The organism is Micromonospora reichwaldensis, assembly GCF_031845925.1.
Classification (GTDB): Bacteria; Actinomycetota; Actinomycetes; order Mycobacteriales; family Micromonosporaceae; genus Micromonospora; species Micromonospora reichwaldensis.
Genome location: NZ_JAVRFL010000013.1, coordinates 23,831 through 38,256, shown reverse-complemented (window position 1 = coordinate 38,256; position 14,426 = coordinate 23,831). Strand labels below are relative to the sequence as shown.

General features: G+C 71.7%; 20 protein-coding genes. 9 read left to right on the top strand and 11 right to left on the bottom strand.

Translation table 11 applies throughout. The features are described from left to right. Positions 1–33 precede the first annotated feature (33 nt). Positions 34–1,374, bottom strand: coding sequence for an ABC transporter substrate-binding protein (locus RM555_RS13130; protein WP_311411996.1), 1,341 nt, complete (start codon positions 1,372–1,374; stop codon positions 34–36). A gap of 247 nt (positions 1,375–1,621) precedes the next feature. Between RM555_RS13130 and RM555_RS13125 the strand changes: the two genes are divergently transcribed. After that, the gene (locus RM555_RS13125; protein ID WP_132239427.1) at positions 1,622–2,398 is read left to right on the top strand and encodes a peptidoglycan DD-metalloendopeptidase family protein; all 777 of its coding nucleotides are present in this window, start codon (positions 1,622–1,624) and stop codon (positions 2,396–2,398) included. A gap of 66 nt (positions 2,399–2,464) precedes the next feature. Here the strand turns inward: RM555_RS13125 and RM555_RS13120 are convergent, their stop codons facing one another. The 5 genes from RM555_RS13120 to RM555_RS13100 all read right to left on the bottom strand — a co-directional run bounded on the left by RM555_RS13120 (position 2,465) and on the right by RM555_RS13100 (position 4,948). Next, positions 2,465–2,959, bottom strand: a complete 495-nt coding sequence (locus tag RM555_RS13120) for a TspO/MBR family protein (RefSeq protein ID WP_311411995.1) — start codon at positions 2,957–2,959, stop codon at positions 2,465–2,467. A 158-nt stretch (positions 2,960–3,117) separates the two neighbouring features. Beyond that, positions 3,118–3,261: a GPGG-motif small membrane protein gene (locus tag RM555_RS13115; protein WP_165947907.1), complete on the bottom strand. Its 144-nt coding sequence runs from the start codon at positions 3,259–3,261 to the stop codon at positions 3,118–3,120. Beyond that, positions 3,252–4,028 carry a metallophosphoesterase family protein gene (locus tag RM555_RS13110; RefSeq protein ID WP_311411994.1) on the bottom strand — a complete coding sequence of 259 codons (777 nt, stop codon included), beginning with the start codon at positions 4,026–4,028 and terminating at the stop codon, positions 3,252–3,254. The genes RM555_RS13115 and RM555_RS13110 overlap by 10 nt, the downstream gene beginning before the upstream one ends. Positions 4,029–4,037: 9 nt before the next feature. After that, complete coding sequence (locus tag RM555_RS13105) at positions 4,038–4,313, bottom strand: hypothetical protein (protein WP_132239421.1); 276 nt, start codon at positions 4,311–4,313, stop codon at positions 4,038–4,040. Continuing rightward, positions 4,310–4,948, bottom strand: coding sequence for a nucleotidyltransferase family protein (locus RM555_RS13100; protein WP_132239419.1), 639 nt, complete (start codon positions 4,946–4,948; stop codon positions 4,310–4,312). The genes RM555_RS13105 and RM555_RS13100 overlap by 4 nt, the downstream gene beginning before the upstream one ends. A gap of 92 nt (positions 4,949–5,040) precedes the next feature. On the opposite strand from RM555_RS13100, the gene RM555_RS13095 reads away from it, so the two are divergent. The 4 genes from RM555_RS13095 (at position 5,041) to RM555_RS13080 (ending at position 9,378) form a co-directional block, all read left to right on the top strand. After that, complete coding sequence (locus RM555_RS13095) at positions 5,041–5,817, top strand: dTMP kinase (RefSeq protein ID WP_396888764.1); 777 nt, start codon at positions 5,041–5,043, stop codon at positions 5,815–5,817. 271 nt (positions 5,818–6,088) lie between these two features. Then, a complete protein-coding gene (locus RM555_RS13090; protein ID WP_311411992.1) occupies positions 6,089–7,003 on the top strand; it encodes a MurR/RpiR family transcriptional regulator in 915 nt (304 codons plus the stop codon). After that, positions 7,000–7,956 (top strand): N-acetylmuramic acid 6-phosphate etherase, encoded by a 957-nt coding sequence (locus RM555_RS13085; RefSeq protein WP_311411991.1) that lies wholly within the window; start codon positions 7,000–7,002, stop codon positions 7,954–7,956. The genes RM555_RS13090 and RM555_RS13085 overlap by 4 nt, the downstream gene beginning before the upstream one ends. 432 nt (positions 7,957–8,388) lie before the next feature. Then, complete coding sequence (locus tag RM555_RS13080) at positions 8,389–9,378, top strand: sigma-70 family RNA polymerase sigma factor (protein ID WP_199729496.1); 990 nt, start codon at positions 8,389–8,391, stop codon at positions 9,376–9,378. A 69-nt stretch (positions 9,379–9,447) separates the two neighbouring features. Here the strand turns inward: RM555_RS13080 and RM555_RS13075 are convergent, their stop codons facing one another. After that, a complete protein-coding gene (locus RM555_RS13075; RefSeq protein WP_311411990.1) occupies positions 9,448–10,422 on the bottom strand; it encodes a C40 family peptidase in 975 nt (324 codons plus the stop codon). Between the two features lie 499 nt (positions 10,423–10,921). Here RM555_RS13075 and RM555_RS13070 point away from each other — a divergent pair, with 499 nt between their 5' ends. After that, on the top strand, positions 10,922–11,446 hold the full coding sequence (locus tag RM555_RS13070; RefSeq protein WP_311411989.1) for a DUF6232 family protein: 525 nt from the start codon (positions 10,922–10,924) through the stop codon (positions 11,444–11,446). Positions 11,447–11,452: 6 nt separating this feature from the next. On the opposite strand, the gene RM555_RS13065 is transcribed toward RM555_RS13070, so the two are convergent. Continuing rightward, positions 11,453–11,782 (bottom strand): DUF3817 domain-containing protein, encoded by a 330-nt coding sequence (locus tag RM555_RS13065; RefSeq protein WP_311411988.1) that lies wholly within the window; start codon positions 11,780–11,782, stop codon positions 11,453–11,455. 26 nt (positions 11,783–11,808) lie between these two features. Then, entirely contained in the window at positions 11,809–12,246 is a 438-nt protein-coding gene (locus RM555_RS13060; protein ID WP_311411987.1) for a hypothetical protein, read from the bottom strand. A gap of 123 nt (positions 12,247–12,369) precedes the next feature. Between RM555_RS13060 and RM555_RS13055 the strand changes: the two genes are divergently transcribed. Genes RM555_RS13055 through RM555_RS13045 form a run of 3 tightly spaced genes read left to right on the top strand, consistent with a single transcriptional unit; the run spans position 12,370 to position 13,587 of the window. Next, positions 12,370–12,696 (top strand): DUF6158 family protein, encoded by a 327-nt coding sequence (locus RM555_RS13055; RefSeq protein WP_132239489.1) that lies wholly within the window; start codon positions 12,370–12,372, stop codon positions 12,694–12,696. After that, a complete protein-coding gene (locus RM555_RS13050) occupies positions 12,696–13,016 on the top strand; it encodes a hypothetical protein (protein WP_311411986.1) in 321 nt (106 codons plus the stop codon). The genes RM555_RS13055 and RM555_RS13050 overlap by 1 nt, the downstream gene beginning before the upstream one ends. 34 nt (positions 13,017–13,050) lie before the next feature. Then, the gene (locus tag RM555_RS13045; RefSeq protein WP_132239401.1) at positions 13,051–13,587 is read left to right on the top strand and encodes a DUF1360 domain-containing protein; all 537 of its coding nucleotides are present in this window, start codon (positions 13,051–13,053) and stop codon (positions 13,585–13,587) included. A 54-nt stretch (positions 13,588–13,641) separates the two neighbouring features. On the opposite strand, the gene RM555_RS13040 is transcribed toward RM555_RS13045, so the two are convergent. Both RM555_RS13040 and RM555_RS13035 read right to left on the bottom strand, forming a co-directional pair. Next, on the bottom strand, positions 13,642–13,851 hold the full coding sequence (locus RM555_RS13040; RefSeq protein ID WP_132239399.1) for a hypothetical protein: 210 nt from the start codon (positions 13,849–13,851) through the stop codon (positions 13,642–13,644). Positions 13,852–13,985: 134 nt separating this feature from the next. Continuing rightward, positions 13,986–14,234 carry a hypothetical protein gene (locus RM555_RS13035; RefSeq protein WP_396888763.1) on the bottom strand — a complete coding sequence of 83 codons (249 nt, stop codon included), beginning with the start codon at positions 14,232–14,234 and terminating at the stop codon, positions 13,986–13,988. Between the last annotated feature and the right edge of the window lie 192 nt (positions 14,235–14,426).

The following is a 14,426-nucleotide window of genomic DNA, read 5'->3' as shown; positions in this document are numbered from 1 at the left end:
CCCGCGTCCCCGCGGACCGGCCCACCGGTCAGATCACTTCCAGCCGCTCTCCACGTCCCGGAGCACGGTCGCGGTGTCCTTACCGTTGATCCACTGCACCATGGCCTTCCAGAACGTCCCGGAGCCGACAGCTGCCGGCATCAGGTCCGAGCCGTCGAAGCGGAAGACGCTGGACTTGTCCTGGAGGATCTGCACGGAGAGCTTGTCGACGGGGTTGGGGACGTTGGCCAGGTCGAGCTTGTTGTTGGCCGACACCCAGTCGCCGATCTTGGCGCGGCTGTTGGTGTACTCGCCGGACGCGAGGTAGGTCTGCACGGCCTGGACCTCGGGGCGGTCGTTGAAGGCCGCGACGAACTCGCCGCCGCCCAGCACGGGCTTGCCCTTGCTGGCGTCGATCGCCGGGAAGTAGAAGGCGAAGACGTCGCCGTCCTCGGCCACCTTGGTGCCCTCCGGCCAGTTGTTGGCGTAGAAGGACGCCTGGCGGTGCAGCGCGCACTTGCCCGTGGTGATCGGCACGCCGGCCTCCTGGAAGGAGGTGGTGGCGATGCTCTTCACGCCGCCGAAGCCGCCGTTGACGTACTTCTCGTTCTTGAGGATGGTGCCGGCCTTGTCGAGGGCCTCGGCGACCTTCGGGTCGTTGAACGGGATGCCGTGGCTGACCCACTGGTCGTAGACCTCGGGGGTCTGCGTCCGCAGCATCAGGTCCTCGATCCAGTCGGTGGCCGGCCAACCGGTGGCCTCACCCGACTCGATGCCGGCGCACCACGGCTTGGTGCCGGTGGCGGCGATCTGGTCGCTGAGCTTGATCAGCTCGTCCCAGCTGGTCGGGACCGTCCAGCCCTTCTCCTTGAAGGTCTTCGGCGAGTACCACACGAAGGACTTCACGTTGGAGCCGAGCGGGGCGCCGTAGAACTGGCCGTTGACGGTGCTGTACTTCAGCCAGTCGGCCGGGTAGTTCTCCTCGGCCATCTTCTTCGTCTCGGCGCCGACCGGCTTGAGCTTGCCCGAGTCGACGAACCGCTTGAGCAGACCCGGCTGCGGGATGAACGCGAGGTCGGGGGCGTTGCCGCCGTCGACCAGGACGTTGAGCTGCGCCTCGAACTCGCCGCTGCCCTCGTGGTCGATCTTGATGCCGGTGCAGTCCTCGAACTGCTTCCAGGACTCCGCGAGGCGGTCGGCCTCGATCTCCCGGATGGACGAGTAGATCTTGACCTTCTTGCCGTCGATGTCGCCGTACTTCTCGTATGCGGCGCACTCCGCGGAGCCCGCGGTGTCGCTCTTCTTGTCGTCGCCGGTGCCACAGGCCGTGGCGCTCAGCGCCAGCCCCAGCACGCCGGCGACCGCGATAGCCCGGCGTGATCTGGCAAACGCCATGCCGTTCTCCTTCCTTGCCGGCGCGTCAGGGATCGAACCCGCGCCGGTCCGATGGGCGTCACCACATGTAAGCGCTTGCATCTGGCCTGGTCCACCCCTATCCGGACACGAGCGAGTAACAATCCGGAAACCCGTAAACCCCCTGTTGGGCACGCTCCCACACGGGAATTCGACCCCTTTCCATCGATGTCATTTTCTGTCACTCTGGAGGTCGGTGATCGAAGGATTTCGACATAGGAGGTGTTGGATGGGCAAGCGGTGGTTGGGCCTGCTGGCGGCCGGTCTGCTGGCTGTGGGCGCGCTGGTCGTCCCGGCGGCCCCGGCGATGGCGGCCCCCACGTTCAAGGTCCCGTTCCCGTGCGGGCAGTCCTGGTCCGGTCAGACCCGGACCAACCACAGTCCGGCGTACTCGATCGACTTCAACCGGACCGACGACCTGGGCGACCCGGTGGTGGCGAGCGCGCCGGGCACCGTCGACCGGGTCACGGACCTCGGCGGCACCAGTTACGGAAAGTACGTGCGGATCAGCCACGCGGGCGGCTACCACACCTACTACGCCCACCTCAACGGCTTCAACGTCTCCGTGGGTCAGAGCGTCGGCTACGGCAAGGTGATCGGCTGGGTCGGCAGCACCGGCGGCTCGACCGGTCCGCACCTGCACTACGAGCAGCGGCTCAACGGCGCGGACATCCAGGTGCGGTTCAACGGCGCGCTCGCCCTCTACTGGGGCACCAAGAACTACTCCAGCGACAACGGCTGCGGCAGCAGCGCCGGTTCCGGCACGGTCAACACCAGCGGTACGCCGCTGACCGTCCGCTCCGGCCCGGGCACCGGCTACGCCGCCGTGGGCACCGTCGCCGACGGCACCCGGGTGACCATCCAGTGCCAGACGAGCGGCACCAGCGTCACCGGCACCTACGGCACCAGCACGATCTGGGACCGGATCGGCGCCGGCCGCTTCATCGCCGACGCGTACGTCTACACCGGCTCCGACGGCTACATCCCCGGCGTACCGCGCTGCTGAACGTGTGACGGGGCCCCGGCTGCACGCCGGGGCCCCGTTCCGTCGTCGTGTCCTCCGTCGCCCGGCTCAGCCGTTCAGGCGCCAGATGGCGAAGTTGAGGGCGGCCGCGAAGGTGACCCACGCCCAGTAGGGCAGCATCAGCAGGGTCGCCGGGCGGGACACCCTGCGGAAGAGCGCGACCGTCACGCCGATCGCCACCCACATCAGCAGGATCTCGGCGAACGCCAGCCCGTAGCGGCCGGCGCCGAAGAAGAGCGGCGTCCAGAGGGCGTTGAGCACGAGCTGGGCGACCCATGCCCAGAGGGCCGGGCCGAAGCCGACCCGCCGCCAGACCAGCCAGCCGGCCACCGCGATCATCGCGTAGAGAAGGCTCCAGACCGGTCCGAAGAGCCAGGACGGGGGAGCCCAGGCGGGCTGTTCGAGGCTCGCGTACTCGGCCGAGGTGCCCTGCACACCGAGCCCGCCGATCGCCGCGGCGACGAACACCGCCGCCCCGAAGCCGAGCAGCGCCCACCACTGCCGGGCGCCGCCGGTCCGTTCAGCGCTCCTGGACATCTCCATGGTGGGGATATGTCCGCTGAGGGTGGACGGTAAACCCGCGGTCACCCTCCGGCCGGCACGACACCGGGGTCGTCATGTCCGGATGCTCCTGTCGGGAGGACGGAGTTCCGGTCACGACGACCCCGGTGGGTCCTGAACGGCGGCCTGTAGCCGCCTCGTCAATTGAAGATGCTCACACCACCCGGCCCGACGAGCAGGCCGACCACGATGAGGACGACGCCCCACAGGATCTGCCGCCGGAACAGCGCGAGGATGCCGGCGACCACGAGTACGACTGCGAGAATCCAGAGAATCAGCTCCATGATTGCTGAATACCCGACCCGCCGACGCCGGAAACCTGTGCGTGATCGAGGTTGTCGCCCAGGTGGAAGACGCTGTACGCCTGCTTGATCACGGGGTGGGCGACGTTGCGGACGCGTACCCCGCCGGGCGTGGTGCCCCGCTCGGAGCCGGCGTGCGCGTGCCCGTGCAGGGCCAGCGCGGTCGGCGCGGAGTCGATCGCCTGCCCGAGCTGGTACGAGCCCAGGAACGGGTAGATCTCCAGCGGCTCACCGGCGAGCGTGTCGGGCACCGGCGCGTAGTGGGTCAGCGCCACCAGCACGTCGCACTCCAGTCCCCGCAGCGCGGCGGACAGGGCGTCCGCGCTCTGGGTGGTGGTCCGGACGAACGCCTTCATCTCCGGCTCGCCGAAGTCGCTGGCGCAGCGGCCGGCGAACCCCCCGCCGAACCCCTTCACCCCGGCCACACCCAGCCGGCCGCCGGCGCAGTCCAACACGACGCCGTTGCCCTCCAGCACGGTGATCCCGGCGTCTTCGAGCACCTTGACCACCTGCGGCACCTGGTCGCACTGGTGGTCGTGGTTGCCCAGCACGGTCACCACCGGCACGCCCAGCCCGCCGAACTCGGTGGCCACGCACCGGGCCTCCGACTCCGTCCCGTGCCGGGTCAGGTCGCCCGCGAGCAACAGCACGTCGGCGTGCTCGGGCAGCTCGTCCAGTGCCGGCCGGAACCGGCCGACCACGTCCTCGTCCAGATGCACGTCGCCCACGGCGGCGATCCGGATCACCATGGAACCTCCTCAGGGCAGTTGCTCGATCTCCGTGGGCGCCTGCGCGCGGATCACCCCGATGTCGCTGGTGACCGGCACGTCGGGGAAGCGTTCGGCCACCCGGCGCAGGATCTCCTCCCGCCGGTGCGGGCTCTCGACCTCGCCGTAGAGCACGAGGCCGCGCTCCCGGCGGACCACGGTGATCCCCTGCTCGGCCACGTCCGGGTCCTCGGCGAGCAGCCGGTGGATCTCCGCCTCGACGTACTCGTCGGGCGGTCCGGTGGCGACGTCGCGGTGCTCGGTCACGGTGTCCCCTCTCCCTCGCCGGTGCCGGAGTGCGGCACCACTTCCAGCCGGTCCAGCAGCACCAGGAACGCCTCCGCGTACGGGGAGTGCTGCGTCTCCTTGCGTACCCGTTCCCAGTCGATCTGCTCCCGCAGGGAACGGGCCAGCGGCAGGCCCCGGGCGAAGTCGCAGTAGTGCTGCGAGAAGCTCAGCAGCTTGTGCACCATGAGCTGGCTGGCCGAGAGCACCGGCATGTGGATCGCGTCGACCGGCCGCACGACCGTGTCGGCGAACGTCTCCTCCGTCACCGGCGTCTCGATCGGCCGGTGGATCAGGTCCACCATGCGACCGTCGTCGAACACCTTGACCAGCCAGTCCTCGGGCGGCCGCTCGGCGGTGAAGCCCGCCGCGACCAGCGCCTCGAGGGACCGTTCCACGTCGACCTCCCGGATCAGGAAGTCGACGTCGTGGTCGCTGGAGTGACCGCCGTGGGCGTACACCGCGAAGCTGCCCCCGAGCGCGAAGGGAATCTCTTCCTGCTTGAGCACGGCGGCGACCTTCTTCAACGTGTGCACCAGGCTCTCGTCCCCGCGCTCTGCCATTGGCGTCTCCCGTCGATGGTGGTGGGCGGCTGATCCAACTCCGGTACCCGGCATCCCGGCGGGCCACACCTGGCAGGTGGCACGGTCGGGGTCAACCGGGAGGACACGGCACAAATCTCCGGGTACGCGAGCGCGGGTCGGATAGCCTGTGCAGAGTGTCCAGATCACCGGGGGCGCGGCGCGGCAGGGCCCGATTGCGCGCCGTCGCCCTGATCGGCATCGACGGCTCGGGCAAGACCACCCAGGCGCACCGGCTCGCCGACGCGCTCACCGCGGCGGGCCGCCCCGCCACCTACCACCGCAACGCTGGCGGGCGGCGCTGGCTGGGCCGCCTCGCGCACCGCCTCGGCCGCCCGGACGCACAGCGGCTCGTCGGGCGCAGCGGCATGCTGGCGGTGGAGTCCGTGCTCCGCTGGCTGGCGATCGCCCTCGCCCTGATCAGTTGCCTGGCCACCGGCCGGGTCGCGGTGATGGACCGCTACTCCGCCTGCCAGTACGCGAGCATCCGGGCGCACGGGGGCCAGCGCTGGGAGCGGCTGGCCCGCGCCGGCTACCGGATGTTCCCGCGACCGCAGCTGACCTTCCTGCTGACCGTCGATCCCGCCGAGGCGTACCGGCGGATCGAGCAGCGCGGCACCGACCACGAGAGCATGCGCTACCTGACCGCCGCCGACACCGCGTACCGGACCCTGCCGGAGTATCCGACCTTCGTCGTGGTGGACGCCGGGCGCCCGCCGGAGGAGGTCTCCCGGCAGATCCAGGCGCACCTGGCGGGCTGGCTGGGGTCGTCCGCCGACGGTCGCGACGGCCGGCTGACCGACGGTCGCGACGGCCGGGCGCCCGACGGGCGGGACGTGCGGTCCGCCGTCGTGCCCGGGCCGCCGGGCGGGGAGCCGGTCCCGATCGGCCGGCTGAGCGCCTGAGCCGACGGCCCCCGGGCCGGCTGCCTGGGGATCCGGCCGGGTGGCGGGGTGCCGCGGGAGGCGGCGGGATGGCATCGTCTGTACGCGGCCGGCAGCGACCGGGTGTCTTCTCCACGCAGGTCCGGCGGGGGAGGCGACGGTTTCCGTGGAATGGCACGCTGGGCGGTACGGATGGCACGCCGGGCGAAACGGCGTGTCCGGGCGGGCGGTACTTTCCTCAATACGCGCAGTCATGGTTGACGGTCACGCCTCGTGAAAGTAAGTTTCATCCGTGGCGAAGAGTCCGAAGATTTCTGCGAGTCACGAGCCGGGTGGGCTGATCGTCCACATCAGCGGCCTGCTCCCGTCGTTGTCGCCGGCCGAGCAGCGGGTCGCCCGGCTGGTGGTCGCCGACCCGGCCGCCGCCTCGCGTCGGACCATCACCGACCTCGCCACCGCCGCCGAGACATCCGAGGCGACCGTCATCCGCTTCTGCCGATCGGTCGGCATGGACGGCTACCCGCAGCTGCGGATCCGGCTCGCCGCCGAGGCCGCCCGCCGGGTCGAGCCGCCCGACGCGCGGGTCGTCGGCGGCGACATCCCACCCGGGGCCGACCTCGCCCAGATCATCGCGACCATCGCCTTCAACGACGCGCGGGCCGTCGAGGAGACGGCCGAGCAGCTCGACCCGGCGATCTGCGAGCAGGTGGTCGACGCCATCACGGGCGCCGGCAGGATCGACGTCTACGGGGCGGGCGCCAGCGGCTTCGTCGCCTCGGACTTCCAGCAGAAGCTGCACCGCATCGGCCGCACCGCCTTCTACTTCCCGGACGTGCACACGGCGCTGACGTCGGCCGCGCTGCTCGGGCGGGGCGACGTCGCGGTCGGCATCTCGCACACCGGCACCACCTCCGACGTGATCGAGGTGCTGGAACAGGCGCGGGCCCGGGGGGCGGCCACGGTGGCGCTCACCAACTTCCCCCGGTCGCCGATCACCGAGGTGGCCGACTTCGTGCTCACCACGGCCGCCCGCGAGACCACCTACCGCTCGGGCGCGATGGCGAGCCGGCTGGCCCAGCTCACCGTCGTCGACTGCCTCTTCGTCGGGGTGGCCGCACGCAACCGGTCGCGGGCCAGGAAGGCCCTCGAAGCGACAGCCGAGGCGGTCTGGTCGCACCGGGTCGGCCCGGGACGGAGGCGGGCATGACGGCGGGCGCGGTGGAACCTCACGAGGTGACGACCCCGGTGACGGCCCGGCCGGTGATCCGGGTCGGCGCGCCGACCGAGCGGCGCAACCCGCTCAGCGCGGATCTCGACCTCATGTCGACCCGCGACGTGCTCACGGTCATCAACGAGGCGGACCGGCGGGTGCCCGGCGCCGTCGCGGCCGTCCTCGACGAGATCGCCGCGACGGTGGACCTGGCGGTGACCGCCCTGCGCGGCGGGCACCGGGTGCACTACTTCGGCGCCGGCACCTCCGGCCGGCTCGGCGTGATCGACGCCGCCGAGCTGGCGCCCACCTTCAACTCGCCCCGGCACTGGTTCTGCGCCCACATCGCGGGCGGGCCGGAGGCCATGTGGCGGGCGGTCGAGGACGCCGAGGACGACGACCGGGGCGGCGCGGCGGAGGCCGCCGACTGCGTACGGGCCGGGGACCTGGTCGTCGGGCTCGCCGCCAGCGGACGCACACCGTACGTCCTGGGGGCGCTCGCCGCGTCGGGTGCCAAGGGGGCCTCGACCGTGCTGCTCTGTGCCAACCCGGAGGCGCAGGCCGCCCGGTCGGTGGACGTCTTCATCGGGGTGGACACCGGACCGGAGGTCGTCACCGGGTCGACCCGGATGAAGGCGGGCACCGCGCAGAAGCTGGTGCTGAACACGTTCTCCACGGCCGTGATGGTCCGGCTGGGCCGGGTCTACTCGAACCTCATGATCGACATGGTCGCCACCAACGCCAAACTCCGGGGCCGCATGATCTCGATCCTGATCGAGGCGACCGGCTGCTCGGAGGAGATCTGCCGGCGGGCCCTCAACGAGGCCGACGGTGACATGAAGGTGGCGCTGGTCTCGCTCGTCTCCGGGGTGGAGGTGTCCGCCGCGCGGGCCGCCCTTTCCCGCTCCGCCGACCAGGTCCGCGGCGCCCTGGCCCTGCTCGCCTCCTGAGCCGACCCCACCCCTGCCCCCGCCCTGCGATCCCCGTCACGTACGGGCACGGGTCCGCGGTGCGGATTGTTCACCGGGGGGTGGGGTATTACCACGGGCGTGGATGAACCGACCGGTCCATCCGTGCGTGACTCCGCAGTGACCAGGATCGCAGCCCGACGGTGACCCGGGTCGCTGCGTCCGCGGGCGGGGCGATGCTGCCATGGACCGGGACACGGCGACACGTCGATCCGCCGCCCCTGGCGTGGTGCCCATCGGAGCCGCCACCCGGGGTGCTGACAGCAAACATGGACCGCGCTCTCAGCGGATTATCAGGCATTCGTGACACTTTCGACTCACGTCATGGAATCCCCGGCGCGTCTCAACTGTTGTGTAGGTGTCAGCACCGGTGGGCACAGCGGAAGTTACGGGGGAGGGCTGATGGACGTGGGGATGGCAAGGAACCGGGCAACCGGCGCGAGCGAGGGGACCGTGGGCAACGTGGACAAGAACATCGGCATGCGAACCGACGAGGTTGCCGAGGAGCGCGACCTGGTCGGCGTCTACCTTCACGAGATCTCCCGGACGCCACTGCTGGACGCCGCCAAGGAGGTCGACCTCTCCAAGGCCATCGAGGCCGGCCTCTACGCCGAGCACCTGCTCGGTGAGGACCGCGTCCCCGCCGGTGCCGACCGGGACGACCTGGAGCGGCTGGTCGCCGAAGGCGAGCGGGCCAAGGACCTGTTCATCCGGGCCAACCTGCGACTGGTCGTGTCGATCGCCCGCCGCTACGTGCGTTCGGGCATGCCCATGCTGGATCTGATCCAGGAGGGCAACACCGGCCTGGTGCGGGCGGTCGAGAAGTTCGACTACGTGCGCGGCTACAAGTTCTCCACCTACGCGACCTGGTGGATCCGCCAGGCGATCAGCCGGGCGATCGCCCAGCAGGAGCGCACCGTGCGACTGCCGGTGCACCTGGTCGAGGACGTCAACCGGATGCGCAACGTGGCCCGGCAGCTCACCCGTGAGCTGGGCAGCGACCCGGAGCCGGAGCAGATCGCGGCGTCCCTCGGGGTCACCGTCGAGCGGGTCAACGAGCTGGTCCGCTGGTCGCAGGACACCGTCTCGCTGGACACCCCGGTGGGCGACGACGGCGACACCAACCTCGGTGACCTGGTCGCCGACAGCGACGCGCCGTCGCCGGAGGAGATCGTGCTGACGGGGCTGGAGCGGCAGCGGATCGAGGGTCTGCTCAACCACCTCGACGACCGTTCGGCCGGCATCATGCGGGCCCGCTACGGGCTCGAGGACGGCCGGGAGCACTCCCTCACCGAGGTGGCCTCGCGGTTCTCGCTCTCCCGGGAGCGGATCCGGCAGCTGGAGATCCAGGCGCTCGGTCGGCTCCGCGAGCTGGCCCGGGCCGAGGGCCTACAGGCGGCCTGAGCAGGGTAGGAACAACGCGAACGGCCGGCGTCCGATAGGGGGACGCCGGCCGTTCGCGTTGCCGGTGGGTCAGCGGACCCGACCGTAGCCCTGGATGGGCATCAGGTTCATGCCCCGTTTCAGCACGTTGCGCCCGGCGCTCGGCGCGTCGATGACCTGACCGCCGCCGACGTAGAGGCCCACGTGCCCGAGCCCGCTGTAGAAGACGAGGTCGCCGGGGCGCAGCTCGCTCCGGCTGATGTGGGCCACCGCGCCCCACTGCATCCGGGTGTTGTGCGGCAGTGACTTGCCGGCCGCCCGCCAGGCCGCCGAGGTCAGGCCCGAGCAGTCGTAGCCGTTCGGCCCGTCGGCGCCCCAGACGTACGGCTTGCCGAGCGCGCCGTACGCGTACCGCACGGCGACGCCGGCCTTGCCGGAGACCGTCGGCGCCTCCTCCGCGCTGTCGGACCGGGCGGCCGGCTTCTCGGTGGCCCGGCCGTACGCCTGCCGGCGCAGCTCGTAGAGCTCGGTGAGGTCGCGCTCGATCCGCTTCTTCGTGGCGGTCATCTCGCGGGCCTGCGCCGCCTGCCGGCCCAGCGTGACCTCCAGCCGGGTCTTCTCGTCGAGCAGCCGGCGCTGGTTGCCCGTGAAGTTCGAGATCTTCGCCTGCCGCTGCCGCGTGAGCTGGTCGAGCATGCTCAGCCGGTCGAGCAGGGTGTCGGCGCCGCCGGGACGCAGCAGCGCCTCCGTGGTGCTCAGGTTGTTGCCGGTCTTGTACGCGGTCACCGCCATCTCGCCGACGTCCGCCCGGCTCCGTTCGGTCTCCTGCTCCAGCGGACCGATGCGGCTCTGCACCCGCGCCACGGCGGCCTGGTTGGTCTTGATCTCCTCCCGGAGCTTGTTGTACGCCTCGACGACGTGCTCCAGCTGGGAGGAGGAATTCTCGATCCGCCGGGTCAGCTCGGCGGGGGACGGCTCGGCCCGGGCGGGTATCGCCGGGGCGAGCAGCGCGGCCGACACCACGGCGACCGCCAGGGCGCGCAGCGTGTTCCTGAGGGACGACAAGAGCGGAAGGCTCCTCTCCCACCGGCCGCCGTGGGCTGCTGACGCCCCCGGCGGCACCGGGCCGGTGCCGTCCGGTTGGACGGCTATCGACCGGGCCGACCGGGACAACCTATCCCGGGGCAGGAGTGATGCGCAGTTGAAGCAGGGTCGAATGTTGGCCGAGTGACGGAAATTGCGGATCACGACGGGTGCGGCGCGTGATCGACTCCTTCGGCCCGCCGCTGCGGCCGGCGGCTATTGTCGGCGATCAGGCGATCCGTGCCGTTCGTCGTTGTCGGCGTATGCCGTCGGAACGTGAGCCGTTATGACCGACAAGACCGACATGGCGGTCGGAACCGGCTGGCCACGCGACCTCAGCCCTCGGACGCGAGCCGAAATCGCCGTCCGGGCTGGCGCGTGCGCCACACAATGAAGCGCGCAGCCGGGAATCCCGCCGACCGGCACCGATGCGAGACCGTCGACGGGAGCCGACCCGGCACCAGCCGTGGGAGGTAGAACCGTGAACCCTCAAGGCGCCACCCGACAGGAGCGGTCATCGCGGACGACCGCGCAGAAGAACACCCTTCTCTACGCCCGACCCGGGATCATCGTGACGGTCGACCGCTTCACCGTCGGCCGCAACAGCTGGCAGGTCACCGAGCTGACCCACCTCCAGACCGGCCGCGGCCCGCACGACCGCGTCGCGGTACGGGCCGTCCTGGTCACCGGCGCCATGATCGGCGGCGTCGGCCTGCTGCTCGGCTTCACCGGCGGGCTGCAACGGCTCACCGCGGGGGCGTACCTCGTCCTGGGGCTGGTGTTCCTGCTGCCGGTGCTGGTCGCGCTGGTGGGGGACCGGTGGCGACCGCCCGCGTACGAGCTGTGGGGCCGGCGCCGGGGCGACCGGGTGCTGCTGTTCAGCAGCGACGACGAGCGGCAGTTCGGCCAGGTCACCCGGGCCCTGCGCCGGGCCCGGGAGATGAACCGGTACGGCGGCTGGGAGGACCCGCTCGCCTCGGCCGACCCGTGGCGGCCCACCCGGTGACGGGGATCAGCCGGCGACCGGCTCCGGGGTGCGCTCGGACTGTTCCGCCGTCACCCAGTTGCTGACCCGGCGCTCCGCGTAGAAGGAGACGAACGGCACCGTGCCGGCCAACATCACCAGGACCATCCGCTTCAGCGGCCAGCCGGCCCGGCGGGACAGGTCGAAGGCGGCCACCAGGTAGAGCATGTAGAGGAAGCCGTGCGCCTGGCCCACGGTCTCCACCAGGATCGGGTCGTCGAAGCCGTACTTCATCGGCATGCCGATCACGACCAGCAGGATCAGCGCCACGCCGACGATCCAGGCGATGACTCGGTACCGGGTCAGGGCTGCGCCCACCGTCGTCCGTCCTTTCGCGTCCGGCCTCAGCCGGGGTAGTCACCGGGCTTGGCGCCCGGGTTGTCGTTCAGCCATTGCAGGTAGTGGTTGTAGGCGGCGAGGTCGCCGTCCTCGCCGCCGCCGGCAGCCGCGGCCACGCGGGCGACCCGCACGGGTCGGCGTACGACCGGGCGCGTCGCAGCGGCCTGCGGGGCGTCGGCCGGTCGCGTCCCGGCGGCGGTCGACGCTTCCCCCTGCGCGTCGGCCGGCGCCGCCGGCCCGCGCAGGGCGTGCCGGACCTCACGCCACCAGACGAAGACCACGAAGCCCGCGAAGATCGGCCACTCGACCGCGTAGCCCCAACTGATCGCGTTGCCGGCGGCGGCCCGGCTGACCTGCCACCAGCCCAGCGCCAGGAAACCGGTGACGAGCACGACCATGGCCACGTGGCGCGCGATCCACGCCGGGGTCCAGAGCCGTTTCATGGCATCGAGAGTACCGGGGACCGCCGGGGTCTCCGACGCGGCGTCGTAGGTGCGGGGGATGGTTTGGTGCCCTGCGGTGTGGGCATCCGTCTAGACGCGAGCCCAAACCAGAGCAGGGGGTCGATCATGACGGGATCGGTACGGCAGGACGACTTCGGCAGCCCGGAGCAGCGGATGCCCGAGTGGGACGGCGACCATGTCCACGACAGGGCCTCCGGCGAGGCCGATCCGCCCGACGGCGAGCTGCTCGGCGTCGACCCCGCTGAGCTGGCCGACGAGGACCTGATCCGGGAGATGCACAGCCTGCACCGGACCCGCCTGGACACCCTGCGCCACGCGGCGGATTCCGCGCTCGCCAACCACCTGCGGCGCACCGCCGAGCTGGAGACCGAGTACCTCGCCCGGCACCCCGGCCGCGAGGTCGACCCGAGCCGGCTGCGGGACGCCTAATGGCGTCCGCCGAGCGCGGGATGTCCGCGCCGCCGGAGGTCGTGTTCAACACCGCCACCGACCCCGCCCGGGCGTCGGCGTGGCTGCCCGAGCCGCTGCGGGCCGACGGCAGCCCGGCCGACGAGGTCAGCGCCGAGGAACTGCGGGCCCGGTGGAGCGCCGCCGAGGACTGGTCGGCCGAGATCCTGGTGGAGCCCGCCCAGGCCGGTGGCGCCCGGATGCGGCTCGACCTCACCGGCGGGCCGGACGCCGGGCGGCTGGCCGACGAGGCGCTGGACAGTCTCGCCCGCGAGGTGGCCGACAACCTGCAGGCCGGCTGAGCCGGACCGCACCCGAGAGGATCGAGGAGACCGGGTGACCGCCCTGAAGGAGAAGGTGGCGCGGCTGCGCCAGGCGTACGCGCCGCACGAACACCGACCGCTGGGTGGGTACCTGGCGGCGATGGGAACCTACGCCGGGGTGACCGCCGGCATCGCCGGTCTGGTCAGGGCGACCGGCCGCCCGGTTCCCGAGCGTCCCGCCCCGGCGGACGTGGTGCTGCTGAGCATCGCCACCCACAAGCTGAGCCGGCTGCTGACGAAGGACGCGGTGACGAGCCCCCTGCGGGCGCCGTTCACCCGGTACGACAAGCCGATCGGCAGCGGCGAGGTGATGGAGCAGGTCCGTGACCAGGGCAGCTCCACCCGGCACGCGATCGGGGAGCTGCTCAGCTGCCCGTTCTGCCTCGCCGTCTGGGTCGCCACCGGGTTCACCGGCGGCCTGGTGCTCGCCCCCCGGCTCACCCGCCTGGTGGCGACCGCGCTGACCGCCGTGGCCGCCTCGGACTTCCTCCAGATGGCGTACGCGGTGGCCCAGCAGGCCGCCGAGGGCGGCGACCACGACGAGGACTGACGACGTACGACGAAGGGGCCGGCTCAAACGCCGGCCCCTTCGTCGTGGCTGTTCTCAGGTCGGGGTCGTGCCGTGGTCCTGGCCGGCCCAGCCGCGGGATGCCTCCGGCTCGCGCTCGTCGGCGTCCGCCCCGGTGATGACGTCCCGGTCGACCGCGGTGCGGTCGTGCTCGTTGGCGAAGTCGGGCTCCGGCAGGGTGTCCCGGCCCTCGGGGGGCTGACCGAGCGCCGGCAGCTTCTCGTGCTCTTCCTCGTGGTGGGACATCTCGCTCTCCTCACTGCTCGTCGGCCTCCGGTGCGGAAGGCCGTCCGCCCCCGGGGGACGGGATGGGCGGCGGTCTCGCCCCACGACGGGTCGTCACGGCCCGCCGGGGCCGTGACGGTCCCGGTCGCCGGGCGTCAGGTGACCGAACCGCCGAGTAGGTCGGCCACCTCGTCCACGGCGTACTCGCCCTCGGGCAGGGCGGCCATGCGGGTGAGGAGCTGCGCGGGAAGCTCGGCGGCGACGGCCCGGCGGTAGATGTCCGCCTGACTGATCCGCTCCTGGCCGTGGTAGAGATCCTCGAGGAGGTCGTCGAGGCGCCGGATGTCCGGCTCCCCGATCACGGGCGCGTCCGTCACGGGTGCGTCGTCGGTCACGACGGTCAGCTACCCGCGTCCGAACCGGTGAAACGTCGCCGGGCCGTGCGCGGAGTGGTCGCCGGGGGCTGTGACGGCGGTCATGGCGCGGGCCGGAACACCGGCGGCGGGTCCCCGGTTGAGTGAGGTGTCGGTGTGTCCAGTGTCCCCGGGCCTCACCTAATTGCCTTCGCGGAATACCGTCCGGCTGGAGCCGCGTCG

Excerpts from the sequence above, each read along its gene's own strand:
- RM555_RS13130 (WP_311411996.1), bottom strand. The coding sequence starts at position 1,374 with ATGGCGTTTGCCAGATCACGCCGGGCTATCGCGGTCGCCGGCGTGCTG.
- RM555_RS13125 (WP_132239427.1), top strand. The coding sequence starts at position 1,622 with ATGGGCAAGCGGTGGTTGGGCCTGCTGGCGGCCGGTCTGCTGGCTGTG.
- RM555_RS13120 (WP_311411995.1), bottom strand. The coding sequence starts at position 2,959 with ATGGAGATGTCCAGGAGCGCTGAACGGACCGGCGGCGCCCGGCAGTGG.
- RM555_RS13115 (WP_165947907.1), bottom strand. The coding sequence starts at position 3,261 with ATGGAGCTGATTCTCTGGATTCTCGCAGTCGTACTCGTGGTCGCCGGC.
- RM555_RS13110 (WP_311411994.1), bottom strand. The coding sequence starts at position 4,028 with ATGGTGATCCGGATCGCCGCCGTGGGCGACGTGCATCTGGACGAGGAC.
- RM555_RS13100 (WP_132239419.1), bottom strand. The coding sequence starts at position 4,948 with ATGCCGGGTACCGGAGTTGGATCAGCCGCCCACCACCATCGACGGGAG.
- RM555_RS13085 (WP_311411991.1), top strand. The coding sequence starts at position 7,000 with ATGACGGCGGGCGCGGTGGAACCTCACGAGGTGACGACCCCGGTGACG.
- RM555_RS13080 (WP_199729496.1), top strand. The coding sequence starts at position 8,389 with ATGGCAAGGAACCGGGCAACCGGCGCGAGCGAGGGGACCGTGGGCAAC.
- RM555_RS13060 (WP_311411987.1), bottom strand. The coding sequence starts at position 12,246 with ATGAAACGGCTCTGGACCCCGGCGTGGATCGCGCGCCACGTGGCCATG.
- RM555_RS13050 (WP_311411986.1), top strand. The coding sequence starts at position 12,696 with ATGGCGTCCGCCGAGCGCGGGATGTCCGCGCCGCCGGAGGTCGTGTTC.
- RM555_RS13040 (WP_132239399.1), bottom strand. The coding sequence starts at position 13,851 with ATGTCCCACCACGAGGAAGAGCACGAGAAGCTGCCGGCGCTCGGTCAG.